The 26,851-nt window shown below is 54.9% G+C and carries 23 protein-coding genes; 6 read left to right on the top strand and 17 right to left on the bottom strand.

Translation table 11 applies throughout. From position 1 onward, the window contains the following. Positions 1-64 precede the first annotated feature (64 nt). The 3 genes from J7395_RS13640 to J7395_RS13630 form a co-directional block, all read right to left on the bottom strand. Positions 65-535, bottom strand: a complete 471-nt coding sequence (locus tag J7395_RS13640; protein ID WP_209221875.1) for a hypothetical protein — start codon at positions 533-535, stop codon at positions 65-67. A gap of 136 nt (positions 536-671) precedes the next feature. Further along, a complete protein-coding gene (locus J7395_RS13635; RefSeq protein WP_209221874.1) occupies positions 672-2,486 on the bottom strand; it encodes an alpha-amylase family glycosyl hydrolase in 1,815 nt (604 codons plus the stop codon). Positions 2,487-2,722: 236 nt separating this feature from the next. Continuing rightward, positions 2,723-3,352, bottom strand: a complete 630-nt coding sequence (locus J7395_RS13630; protein ID WP_209221873.1) for a hypothetical protein — start codon at positions 3,350-3,352, stop codon at positions 2,723-2,725. A 116-nt stretch (positions 3,353-3,468) separates the two neighbouring features. Between J7395_RS13630 and J7395_RS13625 the strand changes: the two genes are divergently transcribed. After that, positions 3,469-4,365: a LysR family transcriptional regulator gene (locus J7395_RS13625; protein WP_209221872.1), complete on the top strand. Its 897-nt coding sequence runs from the start codon at positions 3,469-3,471 to the stop codon at positions 4,363-4,365. Positions 4,366-5,086: 721 nt separating this feature from the next. Here the strand turns inward: J7395_RS13625 and J7395_RS13620 are convergent. Both J7395_RS13620 and J7395_RS13615 read right to left on the bottom strand, forming a co-directional pair. After that, positions 5,087-5,497 carry a cupin domain-containing protein gene (locus J7395_RS13620; protein ID WP_097050092.1) on the bottom strand — a complete coding sequence of 137 codons (411 nt, stop codon included), beginning with the start codon at positions 5,495-5,497 and terminating at the stop codon, positions 5,087-5,089. A 133-nt stretch (positions 5,498-5,630) separates the two neighbouring features. Beyond that, a complete protein-coding gene (locus tag J7395_RS13615; RefSeq protein WP_209221871.1) occupies positions 5,631-7,346 on the bottom strand; it encodes a thiamine pyrophosphate-requiring protein in 1,716 nt (571 codons plus the stop codon). Positions 7,347-7,483: 137 nt separating this feature from the next. On the opposite strand from J7395_RS13615, the gene J7395_RS13610 reads away from it, so the two are divergent. After that, complete coding sequence (locus tag J7395_RS13610) at positions 7,484-8,245, top strand: IclR family transcriptional regulator (RefSeq protein WP_209221870.1); 762 nt, start codon at positions 7,484-7,486, stop codon at positions 8,243-8,245. A gap of 81 nt (positions 8,246-8,326) precedes the next feature. After that, the gene (locus J7395_RS13605; RefSeq protein WP_209221869.1) at positions 8,327-8,980 is read left to right on the top strand and encodes a LysE family translocator; all 654 of its coding nucleotides are present in this window, start codon (positions 8,327-8,329) and stop codon (positions 8,978-8,980) included. Between the two features lie 19 nt (positions 8,981-8,999). Here J7395_RS13605 and J7395_RS13600 read toward each other — a convergent pair whose 3' ends face one another. Then, entirely contained in the window at positions 9,000-9,977 is a 978-nt protein-coding gene (locus J7395_RS13600; protein ID WP_209221868.1) for an AraC family transcriptional regulator, read from the bottom strand. 126 nt (positions 9,978-10,103) lie between these two features. On the opposite strand from J7395_RS13600, the gene J7395_RS13595 reads away from it, so the two are divergent. Further along, positions 10,104-11,312 carry an MFS transporter gene (locus tag J7395_RS13595; RefSeq protein ID WP_209221867.1) on the top strand — a complete coding sequence of 403 codons (1,209 nt, stop codon included), beginning with the start codon at positions 10,104-10,106 and terminating at the stop codon, positions 11,310-11,312. Positions 11,313-11,440: 128 nt separating this feature from the next. On the opposite strand, the gene J7395_RS13590 is transcribed toward J7395_RS13595, so the two are convergent. The 6 genes from J7395_RS13590 to J7395_RS13565 all read right to left on the bottom strand — a co-directional run bounded on the left by J7395_RS13590 (position 11,441) and on the right by J7395_RS13565 (position 19,085). Continuing rightward, on the bottom strand, positions 11,441-12,376 hold the full coding sequence (locus J7395_RS13590) for a pirin family protein (RefSeq protein WP_209221866.1): 936 nt from the start codon (positions 12,374-12,376) through the stop codon (positions 11,441-11,443). Between the two features lie 366 nt (positions 12,377-12,742). Continuing rightward, positions 12,743-16,309 carry a hypothetical protein gene (locus J7395_RS13585; RefSeq protein WP_209221865.1) on the bottom strand — a complete coding sequence of 1,189 codons (3,567 nt, stop codon included), beginning with the start codon at positions 16,307-16,309 and terminating at the stop codon, positions 12,743-12,745. 221 nt (positions 16,310-16,530) lie between these two features. Beyond that, positions 16,531-16,785 carry a Txe/YoeB family addiction module toxin gene (locus J7395_RS13580; protein ID WP_209221864.1) on the bottom strand — a complete coding sequence of 85 codons (255 nt, stop codon included), beginning with the start codon at positions 16,783-16,785 and terminating at the stop codon, positions 16,531-16,533. Continuing rightward, the gene (locus J7395_RS13575; protein WP_082832882.1) at positions 16,782-17,036 is read right to left on the bottom strand and encodes a type II toxin-antitoxin system prevent-host-death family antitoxin; all 255 of its coding nucleotides are present in this window, start codon (positions 17,034-17,036) and stop codon (positions 16,782-16,784) included. Before J7395_RS13575 ends, J7395_RS13580 begins: the two co-directional genes overlap by 4 nt. A 219-nt stretch (positions 17,037-17,255) precedes the next feature. After that, complete coding sequence (araD1, locus tag J7395_RS13570) at positions 17,256-18,245, bottom strand: AraD1 family protein (protein WP_209221863.1); 990 nt, start codon at positions 18,243-18,245, stop codon at positions 17,256-17,258. Between the two features lie 66 nt (positions 18,246-18,311). Beyond that, entirely contained in the window at positions 18,312-19,085 is a 774-nt protein-coding gene (locus J7395_RS13565) for an SDR family oxidoreductase (RefSeq protein WP_209221862.1), read from the bottom strand. Positions 19,086-19,709: 624 nt separating this feature from the next. On the opposite strand from J7395_RS13565, the gene J7395_RS13560 reads away from it, so the two are divergent. Beyond that, positions 19,710-20,459: a FadR/GntR family transcriptional regulator gene (locus J7395_RS13560; RefSeq protein WP_007092507.1), complete on the top strand. Its 750-nt coding sequence runs from the start codon at positions 19,710-19,712 to the stop codon at positions 20,457-20,459. Between the two features lie 137 nt (positions 20,460-20,596). On the opposite strand, the gene J7395_RS13555 is transcribed toward J7395_RS13560, so the two are convergent. From J7395_RS13555 to J7395_RS13535, 5 genes are all read right to left on the bottom strand, one after another. Further along, entirely contained in the window at positions 20,597-20,851 is a 255-nt protein-coding gene (locus tag J7395_RS13555; RefSeq protein ID WP_209221861.1) for a hypothetical protein, read from the bottom strand. 55 nt (positions 20,852-20,906) lie between these two features. Next, positions 20,907-21,884, bottom strand: coding sequence for a galactofuranose ABC transporter, permease protein YjfF (gene yjfF / locus J7395_RS13550; RefSeq protein ID WP_209221860.1), 978 nt, complete (start codon positions 21,882-21,884; stop codon positions 20,907-20,909). Beyond that, on the bottom strand, positions 21,874-22,902 hold the full coding sequence (locus J7395_RS13545) for an ABC transporter permease (protein ID WP_052268416.1): 1,029 nt from the start codon (positions 22,900-22,902) through the stop codon (positions 21,874-21,876). The genes yjfF and J7395_RS13545 overlap by 11 nt, the downstream gene beginning before the upstream one ends. Positions 22,903-22,943: 41 nt before the next feature. Then, the gene (locus tag J7395_RS13540) at positions 22,944-24,449 is read right to left on the bottom strand and encodes a sugar ABC transporter ATP-binding protein (RefSeq protein WP_209221859.1); all 1,506 of its coding nucleotides are present in this window, start codon (positions 24,447-24,449) and stop codon (positions 22,944-22,946) included. 172 nt (positions 24,450-24,621) lie between these two features. After that, positions 24,622-25,572, bottom strand: coding sequence for an ABC transporter substrate-binding protein (locus J7395_RS13535; RefSeq protein WP_062953026.1), 951 nt, complete (start codon positions 25,570-25,572; stop codon positions 24,622-24,624). Between the two features lie 178 nt (positions 25,573-25,750). Here J7395_RS13535 and J7395_RS13530 point away from each other — a divergent pair, with 178 nt between their 5' ends. Continuing rightward, positions 25,751-26,770, top strand: a complete 1,020-nt coding sequence (locus J7395_RS13530) for an aldose epimerase family protein (protein ID WP_348541229.1) — start codon at positions 25,751-25,753, stop codon at positions 26,768-26,770. Positions 26,771-26,851 lie beyond the last annotated feature (81 nt).

Genomic DNA, 26,851 nt, shown 5'->3' with positions numbered 1-26,851 from the left:
CAATATTAGTAAAATTGGGGATACAAGGTAAAATAACAAGTCCCGGCCGAAAAATCGGCCCGTATCACACCTTATAAAGAAAATGCACTACCAGAACCTGAATGACAGGCGCCCCCTTCCGGCACCGGGTTCGCACCGGTAACATCAAACGCAGCCAGTTTTCCCACTCTATGCGCTCAACCCCGATCATGTGAATTTGCGCCTGCCCGGTTCTGATCACCTCGCACAGGGTCGGATAGACCGCCGTTCCGAAATCCAGATCAATCTGGCGCGGGGTTGACCCCTGATAATTCTCGCCACTGGCCGCAATCATGTTCGGCGCATCAATACGGATCAGGAAATCGTTGCGATCAGGCTGATATTCATAAATGCCGATATCATCGCGCCACGCCGACAGAACCTCGCAGCTTAATTCACCCCGATCGGGAATATCCCCGTCGCGGCGGGCATCCTGCCAAAGCGCAAGCAATTGCGAAACATGCCCGTCCACATCGTCCGGCAGGCCATCCAGCCGAATTTCCTGCGCATAGGCCATCACGCAACACGCTCCCCGACACGTCCATTCACTCTGTATCGATCATAGGAAAGCATCACGCGGCATTGCAAGGCGCAAACATCAGGACTTTCTGATTTTAAGTATTACAGCGTAGCAACCGGGCCGAAAGCCTTCCTCAAACCGGCATCGCATCGCGATAGCGTTGCAGCAACCGGCTATCGATGCGATTGCGCCCGTCGATATTTGAAATCCACACGATCTGATAGGGTGCCAGCGCAAGGATACCGTTGAAATCCTCGATCACCTGCTGGGACAGAAGATCGGTCCAGCCCTCCGTCATGATCAGGTTGATCTTCGAAAGATCAAGGTCCTGCACCTGATCGGTCAGGTTGAACACACAGAAAATGCTCTGATCATTCAGATGGCTTTGCCGCCACACGCCCAGCAATTCCGGGCCAAGGTTAAGGGTGTATTGCGTCGCATTGGGATGGAATGCCGGTTGCCCCATGCGGATCGACATCAACGCACGCAACTGGCCAAATGCCCGCTTGGCAATCCCTTCCTGTGATAACCGTTCCTCGGCCTCCTCAAGCTGCCAGATTTTGCGGTTCAACCGGCGTGGCATGCCGGTTTCCTCATATCCCGCCTGATCGTTTTCGGTGGCAAAGATCGACTGCACATAAATCGCCGGAACCCCCTCAAGCGACATGGCAATCGCCTGGCTCATCACAAACCGCTCAAGCCCATAGGTACGATCCCCGGCAAAGTTCTCGGCCAGCATGCTAAACAGCGTGACATTCAGCTCATAGGCCTTCTGCCCGCCACCCTTCAGCGACCGGTAACTCACCTGCCCGCCCATCCTGCGCGCATGATCGGTCATGGCATCGATATCCGCATCCGGGATCAGGTTTTCGGCCGGGCGCAGGCCAATGCCATCATGGCTGGCGGTGAAATTGAAAAATGTGCAGCCCGCCGGCGCCGGTGGCATCGACATGATGCATTTGCGAATGCAATCACTCCGCCCCGATAACAGCGCATGGATGATCACCGGCGGCAGGCTGAAATTGTAAATCAGATGCGCCTCGTCCTGATTGCCGAAATAGGACAGGTTTTCAAGCAGCGGCAGATTGGTTTCGGTAATAAACAGCACATCCGGATGCACCGCCGTCGTGGCAAGCCGCAATGCCTTGATGATCTTGTGCGTCTGATCCAGATTGATCGAACTGGTCCCGGCCACCTTCCAGATAAAGCCGATGGCATCCAGCCGCACGACCCGCACCCCGTGTTTAAGATATTCCAGAACGATCTTCAGGATTTCAAAAAACACATCCGGGTTGCCATAATCCAGATCGACCTGATCATAACTGAACGTACACCAGACATGCTTTTCCCCGTCCGATGTCGTGACCTTGCTTAACAGCGGGTGGCTTCGCGGGCGCACCACATCGGAAAGATCATCATCGGGGCTCGCGGTCTTGATGTAATCAACACCGGGCTTGTCGCCTGCAAGGAACTGCTGAAACCACACATGGGACGCCGAAATATGGTTGGCCACCAGATCGGCCATCACGGTGGCATCTTTGGACAATGCCTTCACATCATCCCAGGTGCCAAGTTCCGGGCGCAAGCTGCTGAAATCACTTACGGAAAACCCATCATCGGATGTAAAGGGGTGAAACGGCAGGATATGAATGCCCGTCAGCCAGTCCTTCAGCCATGTGCGATAAAAATCGCCAAGACTTTGCAAACCATGATGCCCGCCGCGCGAAATGCTGTCGCCATAGGTGATCAGAAACGCATCGCGCTGATCCCATTTGCGCAGATATTCCTCGCACGGCTCCGCCCCGTCCCCCTCAAGCGGCAGGTCCAGCACTTCAAACACCCGGCGCACCAGATCGGCGTGATCATGTTCCGGATACACATCCGCAAGCAGATTGCGCATTGCACTTGCGAACGCAATACGCCCCGAGGTTCCAATAACGCGATCCATGCTGGCTCCTTTGGGCAGGCAAATCAGGAATTCACCTTAATCAAATAATGATTTTGCCTATGATGCAAGCAACGATTTCAAAGTGCTAACAAAGCAGGCAATCAAACCCTTCAGAAGCTTATACCGCCTTAAAGGCGGCCAATTACGTCGCAGGAAAACCTACCCGGCACATGGCCGGGTAGTGATTGAAATCCTTATATTCCGCATCCAACAGAAAGCATCCCGACTGTTTCCGGCTATTCGGCAACCGCCCCTGCAACAAAGCCGGCAGACGGCACAACCGATGACCGACGTTCAAGCTGACGCCGCAACACCGGTCGCACGAACAAAATCGCAACGAACAGCCCGGCCGCCAGACTGATGCCATAAAACAGCATGAAGTGCTGATATCCCAGCCACGGCGCAACCACGCGTGCGGCCCCGAACGCAGATGCACAAAACCACGACACGGAACTTACCGCACCAAGGATCGTGCATATCAAAAGCCTGACCGATGACGCTTTTCCCTGTTTGTCGGCAAATACCGGAAAAGCATAAAGGTGAAGGAAAATGCCATTGATCGTCAGGATAGTGACGACCGTAACCTTGGCAAATACCTTGCCGTTCGCAGTGATGGCGGCAACATCAAACCCGATGCCAAGCCCGATCAATGCCACCCCGGACACCCAAAGCTGCCCCAACAGCCAAGCCGTGTAAATGGCATCCCTGCCGAGGTCATACCTGCCTTCCTGATACTGACCACGCAGCATCGCAATGTCTGCCCGCGCCACCAGAACAAACGCAAATGCGAATGCAAACAGGTGCATCATCAAAACGGACTGCCGGATCAACGGCACTAAAAATTCATGGGGATCAACGCCCAGCACGATCTTACACTCCTTGTGCCCCTCCCCTATTTCGCTCCTGCACAAAATTTACGAGTGTCAGACCATAAAAAAAATTCTATATTTGTGATTATCTCATTCAAAAAAGTTGAAGCTTTATGTCCGGCATCACCCTTGATCAATTGCGGGTCTTCGTCACCATTGCCGACCTCGGAAGCTTTGCCGCCACCGCGCGGCATCTGAACCGGACACAATCGTCGGTCACCTACACGATCCAGAAACTCGAAGAACAGACCAATCTGGAACTGTTTGACCGGACGGCCTATCGCCCAACCCTGACCAAGGCGGCACATTCCCTGCTGCCCCACGCGCGCAAGGTCATGGCGGATATTTCCAGCTACCGCCAACACGCCAAAGGCATCGCTGACGGGCTCGAAGCTTCGATCACGATTACAATCAGCCAGTTTGCATCAAACGCCCCGCTGATGGATGTCCTTGCGGTTCTCGCCCGGAAATTCCCGACAGTCCGCGTAAGCCTGTCGACGGTCACGATCCAGACAACAGAAGTCCTTGATAACGGCGCGTCCGATCTTGCGATTTTGCCGGAATTCATTCCCTTTGGCTCCGACTATGCCCGGGCCGCCTGCGGTCGCGTCAGAATGTGCGCCGTGGCACGACCGGACCATCCGCTCGCCTGGCTTCCGGGACAAATCCATATCGATGCGATGCACGCCCACACCCAGATCATCACATCCGCGCGCGATACCCCGACCCTGCAACGCAATCACGCCGTTCAGGCCCTGAATTACTGGAAGGTCAATGACCTTGAAACCAAACTTGCTATGATATTACGCGGGATTGGCTGGGGCGGCATGCCTGAACATATGGTCGCGGACCATATCCGCAACGGAACCCTCGCCCTGCTTGATCCCGAAAGCTGGGACGGACTGGATCACATGCCGATACTCGACATTGTCGTCGCCCACCGTCAGGACAGGCCGCTTGGCCCGGTTGCACAGTGGATTTTTGACCAGCTAAAAGACACACCCCGGTAATCAAACCCGCCATGCTATGCACAAAAGACACCGGAAAAGTACAATGATCTATCTTGCTCTTCCCCAACCTAACACTCGAGCAAATCGGGTTCGCTTCTCGAAACCAAACAACGACCTCAAGATTAGCGGGCGCCAGAACAGCAAAGGATAGGAAAACCCGAACCCGATAAAATATGCAAAGAGAGGCAACCACCAATCATGCCCTTTTTCGATCACAGCTTCCCTTAGCATAAGAGCAATCAGGCCAAAGAAATGTCCTGCAACCATAAAGCACGTCGGACACGACCTTTTTCGAACTTGCGATCCTTTGAAAACGATAGCCGGGCGGATCAACGTAGCGTTAATTGTTCTTGATCGAAAAGGTGTCGCTATGGTGATAAAAAAACCCACCACTGCAATGATGATCTGATCAACCACCGAGGTTGAGTAGAGATCATTATAAATCAGAAACCCGGAAATAATCGACCACAGGAGACACACATATACCAAAGCCCTGAAACGCTTGGCTCTGAACATACCGACATAACGCCTCAGAAATCCGTATCGCACTGGGCTTTAATTCCCCCAAATATCCCCAAACCCAACCACAATCATAACGCGAAAACCTGACGAAAAAATAAAAAACGGGCCAAAGTCTCCAGTACAAGTTTCAAAAGTTCACCACCTCGAACACTTGAGGTGCAATCGCTACCTTCACCTGCCTACAGGAGTGAATCAAAACTCAGTCGGATGGATCTTCGGGCTTATAGATTACGTTTTCCGCGCCCTCGGCCCCCATGAAAACGACAACGACACGCGCGGGAATATCGCCATCATTGATCCCCTCATGCCAGTAGTCCATCGCCTCAAGCACGCCTTCCCCGGCGCGATAGGTGGTTTTTCCCCCGTCGCCGTAATCAACCGTGATCTGCCCTTCAAGGATATATCCATAGGTCGGCACGCCATGCTTGTGCCAGCCGGTCTTCTGCCCCGGCGCCATCGTCGCCAGCACCGATTTGATGCGTGCCTTGCCCGGTGGATAGGAAACCAGCTCGCCAACAAAGTTCACACCGCTATCAAGCAGCTTCACCCCGTCATGGACATCCACAGCCGCCCCGCCTTGATCCGAATGATTTTCCGTCGGTTTCTTCATGTGCTGCGAATGCCCACTGTTTTGATGTTGCACAATCCGGCGATCATAATCCGGCGACGCGGTTAAATCATAAAAAACCGGGCATCATCACCATGACACCCGGTTTTCATCATCAGCTCAATGTCGCCACCCCTTACGGCGCAATCGTCACCTCAACCAGCGCATGGGTGCGGTTGGTATCAATATGCGCAATCGCACGGCGCAGGATTTCCGGCAAATCGGCCACCCGTTCGGCCTTGGCGGTCCATGCCCGGCTGGCTTCCGCGACCTTGGTGAAATCGGGGCTCGGTTTAAGCCCGGTCAGGGGCATCTGGTTGGTTTTTGCGGCATAGCCATCGGGATACATCCCGGTCACCGACTGCCGCACCGCGCCCCATTCATTGTTGTTCAGAACAAGGATCAGGATCGGAAGCTCCAGCGCCTCGGCGATCTGATGGCACGCCGTCGGATTGGCAAACATATATGATCCGTCCCCCATGGTCGCGACCACCAGCTTGTTTTTATCCGCCAACTGATAGCCCATCGATGCCGGGAAGGACCAGCCAAGCCCGCCGGAATGCGGCTCCTGATACCAGCTACTGTGCTCCGAAAGCGAAAGCGGCTCCAGCGGACAGCCAAGCTCCGAAAACACCGTTGCCGACCGCCCGGCAATCGCCTCCGACAGGCAGCGCGACACAAAGGCCTTGCTCATCGGATCAACCGATCCGGCATCGGCCGCCGCGCGCACCTTTTTGCGCGTCCCCGCATTGATCGCCGCGACCTTTTCGCGACGGTCCGCACACATTTCGCGATGATCACCATGATGGCGATCCAGCACATCGGCCAGCGCCATGATCACCTCGCCGGTTTCCCCGGCAAGTGATAGGTCGGCGGCAAAATTGCGCCCCGGAAAACGCGAATAAAGCGGGTTCTGCCCGATCTGGATCACCTTGCAATCGGGGCGGAGCGTATGAATATCGGGCGACCACGGCGCCAGGCAATCAATCACCAGAACCGCATCGGCGTCTTTGAGCCACGGGGCCGGGTCCATCCCCGCCATCATCGGATGATCGGTGCCAAGCGCAAGTTGGATCGCCCAATATTGCACCACCGGAATGCCCCACTGATCCACCAGTGACGACAGGCGATCAAAGGCTTCGGCCGTCCCCGTACCCCGCTGCGCAATGATCACCGGGTTCTTGGCATTGGCAAGAATGCGTGCTGCGTCCTCAAGGCTTTCGCTTGGCGACATTACCCGGACCGGCTGCATGCGAAGCGGCGCGTCAATCGCATCCCCCGGGCAGGGTTCGCACAAAACCTCGCGCGGCAGGGACACATAAACCGGCCCCTTGGGCACGGACGATGCAATCGCATAGGCACGGTCAACAACGTCGGGCACCTGTTCGGGGAATTTAAGCTCGTATTCCCATTTCGATGCCTCGCGCACCATGGCTGCCTGATCGCGCATTTCCTGGCCCCAGCCAATCGGCACGGTGCGCGCGCCAAGCCGCCCCTGTTCCATCACAGGCGTCCTGCCCGACATCAGGATCACCGGCACATGCTCCGTCGCGGCATTGATCGCGCCAATCGCGCAATTGGCCAGCCCGACATTGGTATGCGCCATCACCGCCTGCGTTTTGCCAGTCGCAAGGTAATAGCCATGCGCCATGCCCATCGCGGCATTTTCATGCGGCATGACAAGCGCGTGGGGAAGCTCGATATCCTTGGCATTGGCTTCCGCCAGCCCTTCGATGATCGGCGGAAAATCGGTGCCGGAATTGGCAAAGATATAATCCACCCCGATCGCCTTCATCCGCGCCAGAACGGCCCCGCCTGCGGTCAGCGTGATTTGCGCCTTGTCACTTTTCATTTGACGTTCCTGTCATATTTCTATATTTGAAATTTAATTTATAATATAGTTTATTATCCAAATCGGGCATGCGTCAAGGCACCGCGATGCAAAATCATGCGCGTGCCGCACTAAGTCCCCAGCCCAAAGGAAACAGGATGCCAAGCCAGCTTAACGGATCAGTTCTCAAAGCCTTCCGCATCCTTGAACTCTTTGCCGAGGGACGAACGGAACTGACCGCAAGCGACACGGCGGCGGCCCTTGGCATCAACACCATCACCGCGCATCGGTTCCTGCATACGCTTGAACAGGCCGGTGCGTTGCGCATGGTCGCGCGCGGGGTCTTCCGGCTGGGTTATGTCTTTGCCGATCTGGGGGATCGCGTACTGCGCGATGGCAGCCTGCCCAATCTGATCCAGCCGGTGCTGGACGATCTGGCGCGCAGCGTGGGGGAGGCCTGCATGGCCACCGAATTTGACCGCGACATGGCGGTCTGCATCGCCAAAGCCCTGCCGGATCGTTCGCTTTATGTCGATATCCGCATCGGCTCGCGCCTTGATGCCTTTTGCACGGCCCATGGCAAACTATGGCTGGCTTTCATGGGCCCGGATCAGCAGGACCGCTATTTCGATAGCATCCGCCTGACCGGCATGACCGAACGCACCATCACCGATCTGACCGCCCTTAAATCCGAATTGCGCACCGTCCGCGAACAGGGTTATTCGATGAATAACGGCGAACGCGAAAGCGACATTTACGCCGTCGCCGTCCCGATCCTGACCCAGCATGGCCGCATGATTTCCGCCATTTCGGTATTCGGCGCCTCCCCAACCCTGATCGAACAGAAACGCGATACGCTGCTTGCCGCCCTGCGCGACGCCGCCGAAAACGGAACACGCGCCCTTTACGGGCATTTCTGATCGTCACAATCGTTCAAGACGACATCCGGCAAACCATGCGACATTTCCGGCGATGGCCCCAAAACCGGAAAGGCGCGCATCATGGTGATTGAAAATCTGCTGCTGCTTTGGCTGGCGGCCCTGCCGCTGATGGGAAGCCCCGGCCCCGCGACCATAAGCCTGGCCGCCAGTGGTTCGGCCTTTGGCATCCGGCCAAGCCTTGGCTATCTCGGCGGGATCATCATCGGCACCACGGCCGTTTTGCTGCTGGTCGCCACCGGCATTGCGACCGCCCTTCTCGCCCATCCAATTGCCGGGCAAATCCTGACGGCGATTGCCGCGATCTATATCCTTTATCTGGCGTGGAAAATCGCCACCGCCCCGATCAGGCCTGCCCACGCAACAGCCAACAGATCAGCCCATCAGCCTGAAACCACTCCTGCACCCAGCCCTAAAACCAAGGCCCCCGATTTCCGCGGCGGTGTGATGCTGGCAATCGCCAATCCCAAGGCCTTCGCCGCCATCGGCGCGGTCTATGCCGCACACGCCATCGCGCCACATTCCCTATGGCTTGATAACGCCCTTAAAATCGCGGCGCTGGCGCTGGTGATCGTGCTGGTCAATAGCCTGTGGCTGGTTTTCGGGGCGGGCTTTGCGCGCCTGCTTTCCGATCCGCGTTTCGGGCGGATCATCAATATCCTGTTTGCCGCCCTGCTGATCGCATCCGTCGCCATGGCCCTGCTGTCGCTGCCATAGGAACAATCGCAATGGCCGCTCAGGCAAGCTGAACCGGCACCCCGTCACGGGCCGGTTTGGCGCTGCGGATCGTGCCCGGTGATTTGCCGGTTGTGCGTTTGAAGGCCCGGCTGAATGCCGCCTGCGAGCCATAGCCAAGCCGTTCGGCCACCACATCAATCGCCATGCGATCACGTGTAATCCACTGGCTGGCAAGGCGCATGCGAAGCTCGGTCACATAACGAAGCGGCGTTACCCCGGTGACATCAAGGAACCTTTCGGCAAAGACCGAGCGTGAACTGCCCATTTCCGATGCCATCGCCTCGACGGTCCAGTTGCGACCCGGATCGCGATGGATGGCGGCAATCACACGCCCCATGCGCGGGTCGCGCAATGCCTCGACCCAACCTTGCGCATCACCACATCCGCATTCGACCCAGTCGCGCACGATCGATGCCGATACCACATCGGCAAGGCGCGTCAGGATCCCGGCAAAACCGGCGCGCTCTGTCGAAACTTCGCGCGCCATGGCTTCCAGCACCGGTAAAAGTTCGGGGTTTCGATCAATCAGGGTGCCGACCTGCATCACCTCGGGCATCATGCTGACCAGCGGATGCATCCCGCCCAAGTCAAATTCCATGCAGCCACTGAAAATCAGGGTATCGGTGCTGCGGCACAGCTCCGCCTTGCAGGCATGAATATCATCCACCCGGCGGCAGATCGTCGTCACACTGTAATCGGTCACATCAAGGCACGGGATGGACGGATCGGACAGCAGCGCATGTATGCCCCCGCGCGGCAAAAGCACCGCATCACCTGCCTCAAGCGTATGAACAACCCCGCTATCGGTGCGCAGGTAAACCCGCCCGCGCGCGATGAAATGGAACTGTGCGCGCGTCGGATCATCACCAAATCGCACGCCAAAGGGCGGGGAAATCTGGATGCGGTTGTAATGCAGCCCGTCAAGCCGCATGCCGAGCAAAAGCTCGCTGATCAGGTCACTGGAAAGCATCTGCATGTCATCCGTTCCGGTGTTTTTTTCGGACGATTGATCAATAATCAAGGAGAAACTGGCATAGCCCGTCCGGCGAGTCCACTCTATTCTGTTTGCAATGCACAAACACTCTATCCGAGAGGACATTCGATGACTGAGACAGTAAATAAGCCCACGGCTGCTGCTGCGCAAGGCGCGCCGGCCTGGTGGGCGGTTATTTCCATGACATTGGGGGTTTTCGGGCTGGTCACGGCCGAATTCCTGCCCGTAAGCCTGCTGACCCCGATGGCCGATGACCTGCAGATTACCGAAGGCCTGGCCGGTCAGGCGATGTCAACCACCGCCGTTCTGGCCCTGATCACAAGCCTTCTGACCGCGACCGTCACGCGCAGCATTGACCGCCGTTATGTCCTGCTGGGCTTTTCGGTGCTTCTGACCATCTCGAACATCATGGTCGCCACCGCGCCAAGCTTTGCAGTACTGCTGGCCGGTCGCGTGCTGCTGGGGATCGCGCTTGGCGGGTTCTGGACCATGTCGGCCGCCACCGTCATGCGCCTTGTGCCGGAAAAAAGCATTCCGCGCGCGCTCTCGATCCTGTTTAGCGGTGTTTCGGCCGCCACCATCTTTGCCGCCCCGCTCGGAAGCTATCTTGGCGATGTGATTGGCTGGCGCGATGTGTTCCTGCTCGCCTCCCTACTCGGTGTGCTCGCCCTCGTCGTGCAGTTCCTGACCCTGCCGAAAATGCCGCCGCGGGGCCGTGCGACGCTGCGCACATTGGTCGAGGTCATCAGCCGCCCGCGCATGAAATTCGGCCTGTTTTCGCTGGTCCTGATCATTACCGGCCATTTCGCCCTGTTTACCTATGTCCGGCCGTTCCTTGAAAACATCACCGGCGTTGCCACGGCGGGCGTTTCGGGCATTCTGCTCGGCTTTGGTCTTGCCAATTTCATCGGCACCTATGTCGGCGGCGCGCTGGTCGCACGGTCGCTGCGCATGACGATTGCCCTGATGCCGATGATCATGGGGCTGGCCGGGATCGGCATGGTCACCATTCAGGGGGCGATTGTCCCGACCACCGTTCTTGTCGCGATCTGGGGCATGGCCTTTGGCGGGGTGCCGGTCGCATGGTCCACCTGGATCACGCGTACCGTCCCGGACGAAGCCGAAAGCGGCGGCGGCCTTCTGGTCGCGGGTTTCCAGCTTGCGATTGCGACGGGCTCTGGCGTTGGCGGCCTTCTGTTTGATGCCAGCGGCGCACTTGGCGTGTTTACCATCGCCGGCATGCTGCTGGTGGGCGCATCGATCATCGTTACACTGGGTCTGCGGACCAGCCCTGTTCCCGCAACCGAACAGGCCTGAGGTCAGGACCGAGGCATCGCCCCACCCCCACCCTGATGCCTGACCAGGCGGGCCCAGTGCACCCCGGCAGTGTCACCACTGCCGGGGTTTCCTTATGCCAATTCACTCGGCTAATTCACTCTGCCAATTCACTCTGGCAGCGGGATAAATTCATCCCGGTCATCAACCGGCAGATCAAACCGCCCCTTGCCCCAGTTTTCCGCCCGCCAGTCGGCCTTGGCTTCCTCCAGCCGTTCCCTGGACGAGGCCACGAAATTCCACCAGATATAACGCGGGCCTGAAAATGTTGCCCCGCCAAGGATCATCAGCCGCGCGCCCTGCTCCCCGGCCACAACCGTAATCCTGTCACCGGGGCGGAACACCATCATCTGCCCGGCGTCAAAATCCTGCCCCGCGACCGAAATCGACCCCTCGACGATATAAATCCCGCGATCCTCGTGATCATCGGGCATCGGCAACATCCGCCCGGCGTCAAGCTTCACATCGGCATAGAACGTTTCGGAAAACATCGTCGCCGGGGCGACCGCGCCATAGGCAGTACCAAGGATCAGCCGTACCGAAACGCCGTCTTCCTCAATCACCGGCAGGGTGCCCTTGCTGTGATGGGCGAATGTCGGGGCAATATCTTCCTGCGCTTCGGGAAGGGCAAGCCATGTCTGGATGCCAAACAGGCTGTTGGGGCCGCTTCGCGCCGTGGCGGATGTGCGTTCGGAATGCGAAACACCCCGCCCGGCCACCATCCAGTTAAGCTCCCCCGGCTTGATGATCTGATCGGCCCCGGTGCTGTCGCGATGATGGAAATCACCGCGAAACAGATAGGTCACCGTACCCAGCCCGATATGGGGATGCGGCCGGACGTCAACACCCTGCCCGGTCAGGAATTCGGCCGGTCCCGCCTGATCAAAAAAGATGAACGGCCCGACCATCTGGCGCTTTGGCGCGGGCAAGGCACGCCTGACCTCAAACCCGCCCAGATCGCGGGACCGCGGAATGATCAGGGTCTCGATGGCGTCACTATCGACAATATCGGGGCAGCCGGGTTCAAGTGCGGGGTTCCAACTCATGGGCGTCATCCTTTTGCGGGTCTTTGGACGGGTATGGCGACTTTATCGGCCCTGCCGGTGCGACGGCCCGATGGCGATGATGCAGACTGGCGCGCCCGCGACCATCCGGCTAGTCCCCCGAACCACCACGCTGTGTCGCCAAAAGCGGAACACAGAACGGAGCCCAAAGCAAAGCCCAAGGCCGAACACACAGCTTGCACCCAACCGCCCCGCAAGTCACCCGGAACCGCCAAACCATCCCGACACCATGCCAAGCCATGCCAAGCCGAACCAAACCAAGCCACCCCACCCCGTCATTCCCGCGAAAGCGGGAATCCATGTCTCAGCCGTGCTGTAACGTCGCACTGGGCAATATTCGTTCTCATTTCACGACCTGTAGTTGTAAACCCAAATACTAGAAAATAGCTTTTTCCAAGATGAGATGATTTTGCGCCTATCCAACCATGTCACCAATTCAACATTAGATTCCGTAATAGGTATTCTTGGGTGCCCCCCTCCCGGTTTGAAGTCAGAGAAGGGTTCTGGCATTTGCTCTAATATCTGCCTGATTTGATCATCAGATAAAATCTTGTGACATTTGTTAAACAGTGAGACTTGCACCTCGATCGGATCAGTATTGACGATCAATGCTTGAGCGGCCTCTGCCGTCAAACCACTAATATCAAAGCCGGTGCGATGAAACAGGTTTCCGATTACAGAAGCACGGCTTGGCAAACCAGCAAGCAAGTTTAAATCCATATCGTCGACGATTTTTAACTTTTGAGCATCGACTATCTGAGAATTCAACAACTTTTCATGGAAGTCATCATCAAGTGATAGTTCGTCTTTGATATCAAAATAGTTATCGATATTTTTGACAATGAAAAGTACCTGATAATCTTGGTAATCTGCCAAATGGGAAAAGGCAGCCTCAGAAAAGATAATTTTTTCTTCCTCAACTAGGATTAACAATTTTTCTGGGCCGATATCGGCTGGAAATTGCGAGAACTTTCTCGGAAGTGCGCGAACATAAGTCCTGTAAAAGCCGTCTTCCAATTCATTATTATTGAACAAGAATTTCCGCAACGGCAGCGTGGCGTCACCTCCGTCAAGCGGCATTGAAGATAACTCGGATTCTGCATCATGTGTTTGCAGGAATTCCGTGAGAGTTTCAGCGTCAAACGCTTCGCTAGTAATAAACGCGAGACAGTTTTCCCATGATGCTTCGATCTTCTGCAACTTGAATATCGGCTTATAAAAACGCGGTGGAATATCATCGAGTGAAGGCAGCTTTGCTGATTGCTTTTCGAGGAATACCTCAAGGTGTTCGCTTTCGATCTTGTCGTGCTTAAGCACATTGATAATCGTTGCAACATCCTCTTCAGTATTATTTTCAAGCGCGAGAAGAATGCTTTTTAGATAGTGCTCGAAGTCATCTTCCACTTTGTTGATCAGGACTGTGTTGCCGCTTTTTAAAACAGTCGAGTAGTGCTTGGTTTGCAGCTCTTCCACGGAGGGCAACCCCAATACATCTCTAAAGATAAATTCAATATTTTGGATAGAAACTTTGTATAGCCCTTCATCGGTAAGTAGCCGAGCTACTGTGGGATATGGGCGGATAGTCTTTAGTTCTTGCGCATTGAAAGGAATCAGCTTGAGACGCTCAGGCTTGAAATCAATTCCCCGCGCCAAAACCTCGGACAAATTCGCGGAGAGGAACTCCGATATTTGGACATCTTTTTGATAAAGAGATGTGAGATACCCTTTGGGTAGATGAGCGATAAACCTTGCAACATGAGTGACGTTATCCGAGCTTTCGAGTGCGGTTGTTACAAATCCAGACCATTTTCCAATCAGTTCGGACAACAGCTCAGAAATACGTTTTCCCCTTTCATAATAGGTTTGGAAAAATTCATCACAGTCGTCAAAGTTTGAAGAAATAAATTCCACGAGCCGTGTGATCTGCTGATCGTACTTTTTTGGATTGCTCAGCATGCAATCAACAAGAATTACATTGAGAACGAAATGCCGCCGGAAGTCATCTTTGCGCATCTCATCAATGACTTCCTTCGGATTGTCGATCTGGAAATCTGGCTCGGGATTGTTGAATGCCCGGATTTGGATCAGAAACCTGTTGTCGTTAGGCGAAAGGCGACCGGAATGGAAAAGAGAGGTGTATTGATAATATGTGTCGTCCAAGAACCCTTCAAAAACCAGAAACTTCACAAGCTCCTTATTCTCATCAAATACCTCAAATAATTTCTCAGAACCTTCTGTATCCATTCGAATGAGTTCATTGAAATTCCTCATTCGAATGCTAGAAATTTTAGCTCTTAGGTCAATGATAGCTTCTGAAGCAGAATCCCTTTCGCAAGTTATCTCCTGCTTTCTCTCGATATAGGTCTTATCCGAACAAATCTCTTTCTGCATTTCCACTAGATTTACTTGACGAGAATTCTGAGACCCAAATCGATACGTGAACTGCGGCTTTTCAAATATTTGGTCAAATACTTCATCATTCCAAAGCGATTGAATCGGAATGTTCTGCTTACCATTAAATGGAACGACTGTGAGGCTTACAGGCAACTTGGATATCAAAGTCATCGCGTAAATCTTGCGTAGCTCGTTCAAATTGGATGGAACTTGCTTTTCAATATCCTTAATCTTCTTATCTAATTCTGATATTTGTACCTTGTAACTATTCTCTGATTTGGCGATCAACTCAGCATACTTACGGAGTATCCCAACAAGTTTACCCTTTTCCCGGTGCAGCTCTTCGAAGTCGCTTGGCAATACGTTTTTATAAATCAGGACAGCAAGTAGCTTGTTTGGATCGAGAGTGGTAACGAGATTTTTGCGATAAATGACATACTCGTTGAAGATGTTCTGGATCAAGCGCAGGTCATTCAGATAGCGAGATACCTCCTTCAAAAACTGACGATCAAGACGCTTTGCAAGAGACAGGCGTTCTTCTTGTTCAATCATTTTGTCGATTGAATTAGAGCTGTTAATGATCGGTATTACGGGAATAATGAACTCAAAGAACTTGGTTCGATCCGTGTTCACAAACATGTTGTCTCTAAGCGCATAGAGAAAACGAATCTGTCGTTTGACACCTGCATTAGCATTGATGAGACTGTTGATCTCACGCAAGGTCACGAAAATATCGGAATTATTGAAGCGATCCAAATCTTCGATCACAACCAAATCGTAGTCCGTGGACTGGAAGAAATATATGATCTCATCCAGATGACGATTGAGAATGGACTCTTGCTCGGTGGCATGAGGCTTTATCTCGATATCCTTGAGCGAAATGCTCCTTAAAGAAATACCGAGGCTTTTGACATATATCTGATGCAATACCAGCCAAACGAATGCAACCCCCAAGCTAAAACAACTTAGGTTGAACCAGTTGGTTTCATCTAGTGGCTGAAAAAACGAAAGATCCAAGATCGCGGCTCGCTGGTCTATTAATTTCCAGCACGCCAGCATTCCAACAATAGCAAACGGCCACACAAACAAAGACCACCACTTTGGAGACCGAATGCGTTTGAATCTTGATAGCGGGAGACTATTTGCATCTGCCCCGTAAAGCATCTGCTGCAAGATACTTCGCTCGATCTCCTGCTTGGTCACTTCTCCATCAGGTGCAGCCGCTTCCGGCAAAAAGGAGGCCAAAGAGATTTGCAAAACTGGTTTTTTGAGGAACCAATGTTTTTTGTATCGTCTTAGAAAGGCTTTGATGATGCTGCTTTTTCCCGAACCATAAGGCCCGGTAAGAGCAATATTATAAACATTCGGATTTTTGGTCGCATGAAGCAGAGCGTCAGAATAAATTCCGTCAGGATCGGCTTTATCTGTAGGGGCAAGATCGACATAATCAGAATTATCCGGAACAGAATTCTTGAACCAACTGACTACAGGCATCGAAAATTTGGAGAGTTTTTCTAGCATAACCCACTACAAGCCCTGATGAAGTTTAGTTTGTTCTTATTTAGTAACATTCATGCTTGCTACCTCAAATAGCGAACACAACTTATACAGAAAAATATTCAGTCCTTATTCCCGCAAAAACCTAAAACAAAACCCCGACCCAATAACATGAGCCGGGGGCACGAAGTGCTCTGGAGGGACTGAAGAAAAAGGGAGCTGCCCCCTTACTCACAACAATTCAGTCAGTAATGATACCGCGCCTGTGCAATATAGATTGCGTCATCTGTATGCTTGTAAACCAGACGATCTGCTTGGCTAATTCTCCGTGACCAATATCCCGACCAATTGTGGCGCAAGGGTTCCGGCTTTCCCGTCCCTTCGTATGGCGTGCGCTTGATCTCTTTGATAAGGCCGTTAATCCGCGTTACCATTTTCCTGTCGGTTGCCTGCCAGTAAAGATAATCCTGCCAAGCATCCTCGCTCCAGATCAGCTTCATTCTTCGACAAGCGGTCGTTCAACGCCATTACCTGCTTCTAGTTCGGCAATCGACCTGTTGAGGCGATGCGCGTTGGCCGGACTTGAAAGAAGGTGCATGGTTTCCTGCATGGCATCGTAATCCGCCTTGCTGATGATCACCACATCATCACCTGATTTCTGCGTAATATGAAACGGTGTATGATCGGTATTCGCAGCCTTCATCAAATCTGCAAACGCCTGTCTGGCGCGGCTATATGGCAACACTTGCACGGCAACTCTCCTGTATCTGCCCTCAAGTCATATGTACAACATATTGGACAATTGTACAATTAATAACTTGTCGCCGCCGGATATATACCTCCCCCAAAACAAAACCCCGGCCCAATAACTTGAGCCGGGGCACGAAGTGCTCTGGAGGGAGACGGGGCTTTTATCGTGGCCCCTTGGTAAAACCCTGATATCCCTTGGGCGTCAGATCGATCCGATCAATCAGATCGACCTGATCGTCACCTTGCGTTCCGCCTGTGTTTTGAGGCGGTTGCGCAATGCGCGGCCAAACGGGGCGGCCTCGATCTCGAATTCGTCGCCATCCTGCGTTTTGATGCCATCGGCAAAGGAAAGCGTCGCCGTGCCAAAGAAATGCGCATGCACATCGCCCGGACGGCAGAACAGATCATATTTGAAGTGATGGTATTCAAGATTGGCGAGAGAATGAGACATATTGTCCTCGCCACTCAGGAACGGTTTTTCCCAAATCACCTTGCCATCGCGATAAAGCCGTGACGTGCCTTCAACATGGCTTGGCAGATCGCCCAGAAGCAGTTCCGGCCCCATCGCACACGCGCGCAGTTTCGAATGCGCCAGATAAAGGTAATTCTGGCGTTCCATCACATGGTCGGAAAACTCGTTGCCAATCGCAAAGCCGATGCGCACCGGATTGCCTTCGGGGTCAATCACGTAAATCGCGGCAATTTCGGGTTCCTCGCTGCCATCAAGAGCAAAGGACGGGCTTGGGATATCCGCGCCCGGATTGGCAACGACGGAGCCATCGCCCTTGTAAAACCATTCCGGCTGCACGCCCTGTTCGCCGGCTTTTGGCTTGCCGCCCTCGACCCCCATGCGAAACATCTTCATGGAATCTGTTTCATCGGCCGCCTTGTTATCGGCCTTGTGCATGTTGGCGCGCGCGGAGGCAGAGCCAAGGTGGGTAAGGCCCGTGCCCGTCACAAGGAAATGCGCCGGATCGGCATGGGTGATCGGGGGGAGCAACCGGCCGGATTTGGCGACCTCGTCATAATCCACATTGGTGTCGCCCAGGCGGGCCTTTGCCGCCTCAATCATTGTCACCCCTTGCGATATCGCGATGCTGGCAAGCTCGCGCGTGGAGGCAACCGCCTTAAGCGGGATCAGGGTTTTGGCATCCTCGACCACGGCCACATGCTGCGCGCCGCTCGTATCCTTGTATTGAACCAGTCTCATGAAATCTGTCCTGATAATGTCTCTGTTCGTAAAATCGGGGGTATTTTCCGGTCGATCAGACCGCGATCAGACCCAGCCGCCATCAACGATAAAGTTCTGTGCCGTGACCATGCGGCTTTCATCCGAGGTCAGGAAAAGCGCCATGCGTGCGATGTCGCTCGGCATCACCCTGTTTTTAAGGCACTGGCGCTCGTCAATCTCGCGCTCGGCGGCTTCATCAACCCAAAGGTCAAGCTGGCGCTGCGTCATGACCCAGCCGGGCACCAGCGTATTGACCCGGATGCCATCCTTGCCAAGGTCACGCGCCATGCCGCGCGTCAATCCATGGGTTGCGGCCTTTGCCGTGGTATAGCCCGGCATGCCGCCCTGTCCCATCATCCAGCTCACCGACCCGAAATTGACAATCGCGCCACCCCCGGCCTTCTGCATCATCGGGGCGACCGCCTGAATGGCAAAAAACGACGGGCGGATATTGATCGCCTGGCGCTCATCCCAATATTCCGGCGTCACGTCCTGCCATTTATGGCGGGTGTCATTGGCGGCATTGTTCAGCAGTGCCGTGATCGGGCCATTGGCCTTGGCCGCCAGCGCCACCGCATCCTGAAGCGCCTTGATATCGGTGATGTCGCATGTGATGAAAAGCGGCTTGTTCTTGGCATCCTTGCCCAGCTTTTCAACAAGCGCATGGCCCGCTTCCTCGGCAATATCGACAAAGGCGACTTTCGCCCCCTGCTCGACAAAGGCGGTTACAAGCGCCTCGCCAATGCCCGTGGCACCGCCGGTGATGAAAACCGATTTATCGGCAAGGCTGGTATAGTTCGTTGGCATGCGATCGGACATGATCGTAGGCTCTCCCGTCATCTGGTCTTTGTGTGCTGATCCCTGATCCGGGTGCCGGTTCCCTCCGGCACGCCATGATCGGGGATCAGGGTTCAAACTGGCAGGATGCACCCGATAAGGGGTACGTAAGGGGCATCACATCACGTCAGGTGATCGGGTAAATGCAAAACATCTCGCCCGCCTGCCCGCAAATTTTGCGAAAATCCACCATCGCGCATCTTTCGGGCCGGATTATGATACCCGTTTACAATACCCGTTGCCGTGCGATGGGGCGCTTCCTCCTGACAGTCTTGTTCTTTTATTCTTCATACAATAACATTAATTATCAGGATGTGGCTTGCTGTCAAGCCGCAAACCGGCAACATCCGGGTCCGGGACAATGCCAAACTCACTGCTTCTTATTTGGTGATAAGTGGTCTATAAAAATGACACCTCCGATAGGGTGCAATCACCCGCGGCGCACAGCCACCGAAATAAATATATGCGTTGCAGCACAAGGCATTATCGGGCGCACGGAAGTTGCCCTTAAAATAAATTCATATTATATGAATAATGTCAGAGTGCGATCACCGATCCAGCCACCGCTTTACACAGATATCAAAAGACCGCACCGGAGGAATTTGAATGCCATCGTCCATGTCACGAACCTATGCCAAACGCAGCCTGCACAGCATCGTTGCCCATGATCTGGGATCACGGATCGTTTCGGGCAAACTGGCACCGGGCGATGTCCTCCCGACCGAGGCGGCCTTGAGTGAATCGCTTGACGTATCGCGCACGGCGCTCCGCGAAGCGATCAAGATCCTCTCGGCCAAGGGGCTGATCGAAAGCCGTCCGAAAACCGGCACGCGCGTCAAACCGCGCACAAGCTGGAACCTTCTGGACCCCGATGTTCTGTCCTGGCATTTCCCCGATCCCGATCCGGCGTTTCTGTATGGCTTGTTTGAAACCCGCATGATCATCGAGCCCAACACCGCCGCCATGGCCGCCGAACGCGCGACCGAGGAACAGCTCGCCACCATCGAGGCCGCCTATACCGGCATGGAAAATGCCGAACTGGGTACCGAGGCCGTCTATATCACCGACCTTGTTTTCCATCAGGCGATTTTGGATGCGTCGGGCAATGATTTCATGAAATCGTTCGGCATGCTGATTGAAACCGCGCTCATCGGCTCGTTCCGCCTGTCTTCGGGCGGGCCAAAGGCGCATGTCAAATCCCTGCCCGACCATTTCGCGGTCTACCGCGCCATCGCGCACCGCGAACCCGGCGACGCCCGCGAAGCCATGCGCAACCTGCTCAGCCGCACCATGCTGCAACTCCGTCAGCAGCTCGGCATGAAAAGCGAACATGACTGGGACGTGATCGGTCTCTGATACTGCTTTGACCAGTCTGTGATATCGCTTTGGATATCGCTTTGATCCCGCCTCACGGACCCGGCGATGTCATCGCGCCCAAAGTGCGGCAAAAGACAAAAACGGGGCTGTCATCAGGACGGCCCCTTTTGCATTCCTCATACAAATAAAAAGCCGTTTTTCGTCTCATGACGGCCAAAACCCGTATTCCTCACACAAATAAAAGCCGGTTTTTCGTGCCCGAAACGCATGGTCACGATCTTCGCCACGCCGCTTCCCGATCCATTATTCACCAAAAATGAAAAATCGGATTGATTATGAAAAATAACTTCATAAAAAACCGGCCCCAAAACCCGCGTTCTGACCGCCGGAATGAACGCCCCTGAAAACAATTCGGGCCGGGGCAGCACCACCGCCCCGGCCCGGATTTTACGCTATGATATGACCGGTTCCCGGCCCTTTCGTGGCTTACCCCGCCCCGGCCCGCATCCCCGAAAATGACCGGGTAATCAGGCGTTGCAGCACGATAAAGCCAAACAGAAGCGCCCCGATCATGATCTTGGTCCACCAGCTATTGAGCGACCCGTCAAACGCGATCAGGGTCTGGATCACCCCCATGATGATCCCGCCAAAGAAGGTGCCGACCACAAAGCCCATGCCCCCGGTCAGAAGTGTTCCGCCAATCACCACCGCCGCAATTGCGTCAAGCTCCACCCCGACGGCTGCCAGCGGATAGGCCGACGCGGTATAAAACGCGAAAACAACACCGGCCAAGGCACTGAAAAAGCCCGACAAAGTGTAAACCCGGATGATCGTGCCCTGCACCGGAATGCCCAGCAATTCCGCCGATTGGCGGTCCCCGCCAATGGCATAGACATTGCGCCCGAACCGGGTGTAATGCGCAATCACCACCCCGGCAATCACCGTCATCAGCATCAGCAACGCCGCCGCACTGACCCAGCCACGCCCCGGCAACGGGATTTTAAATCCGCTGAAATCGGCGACAAACGGATGGTCAATCGGCACGGAATCAAGGTTGATCAAAAAGCACATCCCGCGCAGGAAAAACATCCCCGCCAGGGTGATGATAAAGGGCTGGATATCGAATTTGGCGATAATCACCCCCATGAAGGCCCCGAAAAGCGTCCCGACCGCAATCGAAATCACCACCGCCACCAACGGATGCATACCAAACCCGGTGACCAGTTCGGCCATCAATACGCCGACAAAGGCAATCATCGAGCCGACCGAAAGATCAATCCCGCCCGACAGGATAACGAATGTCATGCCGACCGCGGTAATGATCAGAAACGCATTATCGGTCAGAAGCGCACCCAAAACATAAGTGTCTGAAAACGCCCGATGTTCGGCAATCCCGTAACCATAAAGCAGGGCCAGCACCGCCAAAGTGGCGAGTAACGGGTAATAACGTTCATTAATTTTCATCGGAATTCCCCCGCACCTTCCGGCTGCCGATCTTTTCCCACGCCTTGCCCGCCAGTTCGCGTGATTTCGGTGCCTGCACCAGCAGAACCACCATCACCACCGCCGCCTTGACGATCAGGGTATATTGCGACGGCAAACCCGACAGCAAAATGCCCGTGGTCAGCGACTGAATGATCAGAACCCCGATCACCGTCATGCCGATAAAGAACCGCCCGCCCATCAGCGACGCACCGCCAATAACAACCGCCAGAATGGCATCCAGTTCAAGCCACAGCCCGGCATTGTTGGCATCTGCCCCGCGAATATCGGCGGCAATAATGATCCCGGCAAAGGCCGCACAAAGCCCCGAAATCGCATAGGCCAGAAGCTTGATCCCGCGCGCATCAATACCCGCAAGACGGCTGGCGCGTGCATTGCCGCCAACCGATTCAACAAACAGGCCAAGGGCTGTTTTGCGCATCACGCCGTAAAGCGCCCCAATCACCACCGCGGCAATGATCACCCGCCACGGAATACCCAGCAGATAACCGCTGCCAATCCCTTCGAAAAACGCCCCGTGGAAGGTCACGATCTGCCCATCAGTGATCATCTGCGCAATCCCGCGCCCGGCCACCATCAGGATCAGGGTCGCGATGATCGGCTGGATATCAAGATAGGCCACCAGCATCCCGTTCCACAGCCCGCACAGCACCCCGGCGCCAAGGGCAGCCAGGATGATGACGGCGGGATGCAGATCGGTATCACGGATCAGAACCGCCATCACCGCGGCCGAAATCGCAATCACCGATCCGACCGAAAGATCAATGCCCCGCGTGCCAATGACCACCGCCATACCAACCGCGACAAGGGCGGTTGACGCGCCGCGATGCACCACATCAACAAGCGATCCGTAAAGATGCCCGTCAACGATGCGAATATCAAAAAAGTCCGGCGATATGATCCCGATACCCAGAATGATCAGCACAAGGGCCGCCACCGGGCCAAACCACTGCCGGCTCAGCAAAGAAGATGCAGACATGGTGCTGCTTTCCCGTAATTTCTTTTTGTCCTGCAAGCTGGTCATCGTGCAATCGCCTCGATGATCCTGTCCTGCGTGATTTCGGCACCCGTAAGTTCGGAAACCTTTTGGCGGTCGCGCATCACCGCAACCCGGTCAGCAAAGGCAACGATTTCCTCAAGCTCGGATGACGCCACCAGCAGCGCCAGCCCCTCGTCACAAAGCTCCTTGATCAGCTTGATGATATCGGCATGTGCGCCCACATCAATGCCGCGTGTCGGCTCGTCAAGAATAAGGAAAATCGGCTTGGAAACCAGCCAGCGCGCCAGAATGACCTTCTGCTGATTGCCACCACTCAGTTGCCCGACGGGCTTTTCACTGTCCGGTGTTGCAATCCCCAGCGCCTTGATCATCTCATCGGCTGTTTTCTGCTGCTCGGCACGTGCAATCGGGCGCAGCCAGCCCCGCCGCCCCTGAAGGGCCAGCATGATGTTTTCACGCACGCTAAGCTCGGCCACAATACCATCCTGTTTGCGGTCCTCGGGGCAAAGCCCGAAACCCGACCGGATGGCATGGCGCGGGGATCGCAGCATCACCGGCTCCCCGTCAAGGAACACAAGGCCGCTATCGGCCTTTTTCGCCCCGAAAATAAGCTCCGAAAGCTCCGTCCGGCCTGATCCCAGAAGCCCGGCCAGACCGACAATCTCGCCGCCCGAAAGGTCAAGCGTCACGGGTTCAAGCACGCGCTTCTTGCCCAGATTCTTGATCTGGATCTGGCGGCCCTTGCCGGTGAAATTGCTTTCATCCTGATGGCGGTGCGAACTGACTTCGGCCAGTTCCCGGCCCAGCATGTGATTGATCAGGTCAATCTGTGCGAGTTCCTTGGTGACAAACGTGCCGACAAGCCGCCCGTTGCGCAGGACCGTGATGCGGTCCGTGATCGCGTAAACCTGATCCAGGAAATGGGTGACAAACACAATGCCAAGCCCCTTGGCACGCAGTTCGTTCATGATGCGAAACAGGGTGCGGATTTCCTCGGCATCAAGGCTTGCGGTTGGTTCGTCAAGGATCAGAACCCGCGCATCCAGTGCCACCGCACGCGCAATCGCGACCAATTGCTGGATCGCCACCGAATAGGAACCCAGCGGCCGGTTGACATCAATATCAAGACCCAGCGTTTCAAGTGCGGCCTTGGCATCGCTTTCGGTTTTCTTCCACGAAATAAACCCGAATTTCAACGTCTGGCGTTCCAGCATCAGGTTTTCGGCAACCGACAGCGTGGGAACCAGGTTCACTTCCTGATAAACCGTCGAAATGCCAAGCGCCTGCGCGTCGCCCGGATGATTTGGATGGATTTCCTGCCCGTCAAGCAGGACGGTCCCGGCATCGCGCGGATGAACTCCGGTAATCACCTTGATCAGGGTCGATTTCCCGGCACCGTTTTCACCCAGAAGCGCGTGAATTTCACCGGATCGCAAATCGAAATCGACATCCTGCAAGGCTTTGACGCCGGGAAAAAACTTTCCCGCCCCGCGTACTGACAGCACGGATTGCGTCTTCTCAGACATGGATAGCCCCTCTCCCTTTATGTTCACTGGCTTTGACACATCATACACGGCACGAAATTCATGCCCGGATGCGTCCAAACGCACCCCCGCCTCAGACGGGGATGCGTTCAGACATCACGCCAGTTGCGTCACCCCAACCGCACGGTAAGGCGCACGGTTGCGGATAACGGCCTTACTTGCTGCGCATTTTGTATTCTTCGGCAGCGGTATCAGGCAGATAAAGCGGACCATTGGCCTTGATCCATTTCGGCACTTCCTGGCCGTCCATGGATGCCTTGATCGCGTCAAAGGCCGGTGCGCCCAGATGCGGGTTCAGCTCGATGGTGGCATTGGTATCACCATCGGCCATCGCCTTGAAGATATCAGGAACCGCATCAATCGATACGATCAGGATGTCATCCCCCGGATTAAGACCGGCTTCCTTGATTGCCTGAACCGCACCAAGCGCCATGTCATCGTTATGGGCATAAACCGCACAGATGTTCTTGCCGCCATCTTCGGCTTTCAGGAAGCTTTCCATGACTTCCTTGCCGCCCGAACGGGTGAAATCGCCCGACTGGGAACGGATGATGCTGATGCCCGGGAAGTTGCCGACAACGGACTCAAAACCTTCCTTGCGGTCATTGGCAGCCGACGAGCCAACAGTACCCTGAAGCTCGACAACATCACAAACGCCGTTGGTTTCCGCTGCAAGCCATGCGGCTGCAAGCGCGCCTTCCACCACGAAGTCGGATGCAACCTTGGTCAGATACAGGCTTTCATCGGCCGCAACCCCACGGTCGACCAGAACGACAGGAATACCGGCATCCTTGGCTTCCTGAAGCACCTGATCCCAGCCGGTTTCAACAACCGGTGCCAGCAGAATGCCATCAACGCCCTGGGCGATGAAGGAACGGACCGCCTTGATCTGGTTTTCCTGTTTCTGCTGCGCATCCGAGAATTTCAGATCAATGCCGCGCTTTTCCGCTTCGGCTTTGATTGATTCCGTCTCGGACGTACGCCAGCCGCTTTCCGACCCGATCTGCGAGAAGCCGATCATCATTTCGGCCTGTGCCGCAAAGGACAGACCAAGTGCAACACCAAGGGCTGCTGTCGAAACTGCAAGCTGCTTGAGACTTTTCATTATTTCCTCCCTAAAGGCTGTTTTATTGCTAAAAGCCATATAGTAATACAATATGATTTGAAGGAACTCAACGGCCTAAATGCGCCTCCCCACTTTCGCGTAGAAAGCGTGGTTGACAGCGGATGAAAAAACCGCAAAGTCTAAATAAAACAGCTATTTGCAGATAAAATGAGGCGACATGTCGAAAAACCCGACAGCAATCCCGATGAACCCGGCACCGGCAGGAACCCTGCAAATCAGGACCGCAAAAATGCGAATCCTGCTATCCCCCTATGGGGCGCGTATCCGGGAGCTTTGGCTGCGTAATGACGATGGCACGGAAACCAATATCACTGTCGGCCTGCCTGATGATGATTCCTACGCCACCCATGACAGCTATATCGGTGCGGTCTGCGGGCGCTATGCCAACCGCATCGCCAATTCGGCCTATATCGCCCCGAATGGTGACCGGGTGACACTGGCCGCCAATGAAGGCCCCACACACCTGCATGGCGGCATCACCGGCTTTGATCGACACGACTGGTCGGTTACGCAAAACTCTGATCACAAAATCGCCTTCCACCTCGAAAGCCCTGATGGCGATCAGGGCTATCCGGGGAATTTCGCGGCCACCGCGACCTATTCGATTGTCGCTGAAAATCGGCTGCGCCTTGAAATCACGGCAACCTGCGATCAGACCTGCCCGGTCAATATGACCAGCCACGCCTATTGGAACCTGACAGGGCGGTTTGATAAATGCGCGGCCCTGCATATCCTGCAAATCAATGCCGATGCCTATCTTCCGATTGATGATCGCCTGATCCCGCTTGCCGGGCGCCGCGACGTTGCCGGAACCAGCTATGATTTCCGAAACCCCGCCGTGATCGCACAGAACCTTCTGAATGCCGATCAGGGCTTTGATCACAATTTCTGCCTCAATGGCGCGCGCGGACCACTTAAACAGATCGCAACCCTGTCCGATCCCGATAGCGGCCGGACGATGAAACTGTTCTCGACCGAGGCCGGATTGCAATTCTACCTATCGCAGCATTTCACCGACGCGATGAAAACACCCGATGGCCGCCCCCTTCACAAATCAGGCGGCATCGCCCTTGAACCCCAAACCTTCCCCGACAGCCCCAACCGCCCGGATTTCCCAAGCCCGTGGCTCAATCCGGGCGAGACTTACCGGCATGTGATCGAGTGGGAGTTCTCATAACGACGACAATTCCCATTTCCGGCTCATGGTCATTAAAATATCATCGAAAGTAGTATGACGCAGCGCAATAACGCGCTGGTG

Origin of the sequence: Thalassospira sp. A3_1, from assembly GCF_017744215.1 — a bacterium.
GTDB classification, from domain to species: domain Bacteria; phylum Pseudomonadota; class Alphaproteobacteria; order Rhodospirillales; family Thalassospiraceae; genus Thalassospira; species Thalassospira lucentensis_A.
Note: the sequence above shows the minus strand (reverse complement) of the source record. Positions and strands in the feature narration are given on the sequence as shown.

Excerpts from the sequence above, each read along its gene's own strand:
- J7395_RS13640 (WP_209221875.1), bottom strand. The coding sequence starts at position 535 with ATGGCCTATGCGCAGGAAATTCGGCTGGATGGCCTGCCGGACGATGTG.
- J7395_RS13635 (WP_209221874.1), bottom strand. The coding sequence starts at position 2,486 with ATGGATCGCGTTATTGGAACCTCGGGGCGTATTGCGTTCGCAAGTGCA.
- J7395_RS13625 (WP_209221872.1), top strand. The coding sequence starts at position 3,469 with ATGTCCGGCATCACCCTTGATCAATTGCGGGTCTTCGTCACCATTGCC.
- J7395_RS13620 (WP_097050092.1), bottom strand. The coding sequence starts at position 5,497 with ATGAAGAAACCGACGGAAAATCATTCGGATCAAGGCGGGGCGGCTGTG.
- J7395_RS13615 (WP_209221871.1), bottom strand. The coding sequence starts at position 7,346 with ATGAAAAGTGACAAGGCGCAAATCACGCTGACCGCAGGCGGGGCCGTT.
- J7395_RS13610 (WP_209221870.1), top strand. The coding sequence starts at position 7,484 with ATGCCAAGCCAGCTTAACGGATCAGTTCTCAAAGCCTTCCGCATCCTT.
- J7395_RS13605 (WP_209221869.1), top strand. The coding sequence starts at position 8,327 with ATGGTGATTGAAAATCTGCTGCTGCTTTGGCTGGCGGCCCTGCCGCTG.
- J7395_RS13600 (WP_209221868.1), bottom strand. The coding sequence starts at position 9,977 with ATGCAGATGCTTTCCAGTGACCTGATCAGCGAGCTTTTGCTCGGCATG.
- J7395_RS13595 (WP_209221867.1), top strand. The coding sequence starts at position 10,104 with ATGACTGAGACAGTAAATAAGCCCACGGCTGCTGCTGCGCAAGGCGCG.
- J7395_RS13590 (WP_209221866.1), bottom strand. The coding sequence starts at position 12,376 with ATGAGTTGGAACCCCGCACTTGAACCCGGCTGCCCCGATATTGTCGAT.
- J7395_RS13585 (WP_209221865.1), bottom strand. The coding sequence starts at position 16,309 with ATGCTAGAAAAACTCTCCAAATTTTCGATGCCTGTAGTCAGTTGGTTC.
- J7395_RS13580 (WP_209221864.1), bottom strand. The coding sequence starts at position 16,785 with ATGAAGCTGATCTGGAGCGAGGATGCTTGGCAGGATTATCTTTACTGG.
- araD1 (WP_209221863.1), bottom strand. The coding sequence starts at position 18,245 with ATGAGACTGGTTCAATACAAGGATACGAGCGGCGCGCAGCATGTGGCC.
- J7395_RS13565 (WP_209221862.1), bottom strand. The coding sequence starts at position 19,085 with ATGTCCGATCGCATGCCAACGAACTATACCAGCCTTGCCGATAAATCG.
- J7395_RS13560 (WP_007092507.1), top strand. The coding sequence starts at position 19,710 with ATGCCATCGTCCATGTCACGAACCTATGCCAAACGCAGCCTGCACAGC.
- yjfF (WP_209221860.1), bottom strand. The coding sequence starts at position 21,884 with ATGAAAATTAATGAACGTTATTACCCGTTACTCGCCACTTTGGCGGTG.
- J7395_RS13545 (WP_052268416.1), bottom strand. The coding sequence starts at position 22,902 with ATGTCTGCATCTTCTTTGCTGAGCCGGCAGTGGTTTGGCCCGGTGGCG.
- J7395_RS13540 (WP_209221859.1), bottom strand. The coding sequence starts at position 24,449 with ATGTCTGAGAAGACGCAATCCGTGCTGTCAGTACGCGGGGCGGGAAAG.
- J7395_RS13535 (WP_062953026.1), bottom strand. The coding sequence starts at position 25,572 with ATGAAAAGTCTCAAGCAGCTTGCAGTTTCGACAGCAGCCCTTGGTGTT.
- J7395_RS13530 (WP_348541229.1), top strand. The coding sequence starts at position 25,751 with ATGTCGAAAAACCCGACAGCAATCCCGATGAACCCGGCACCGGCAGGA.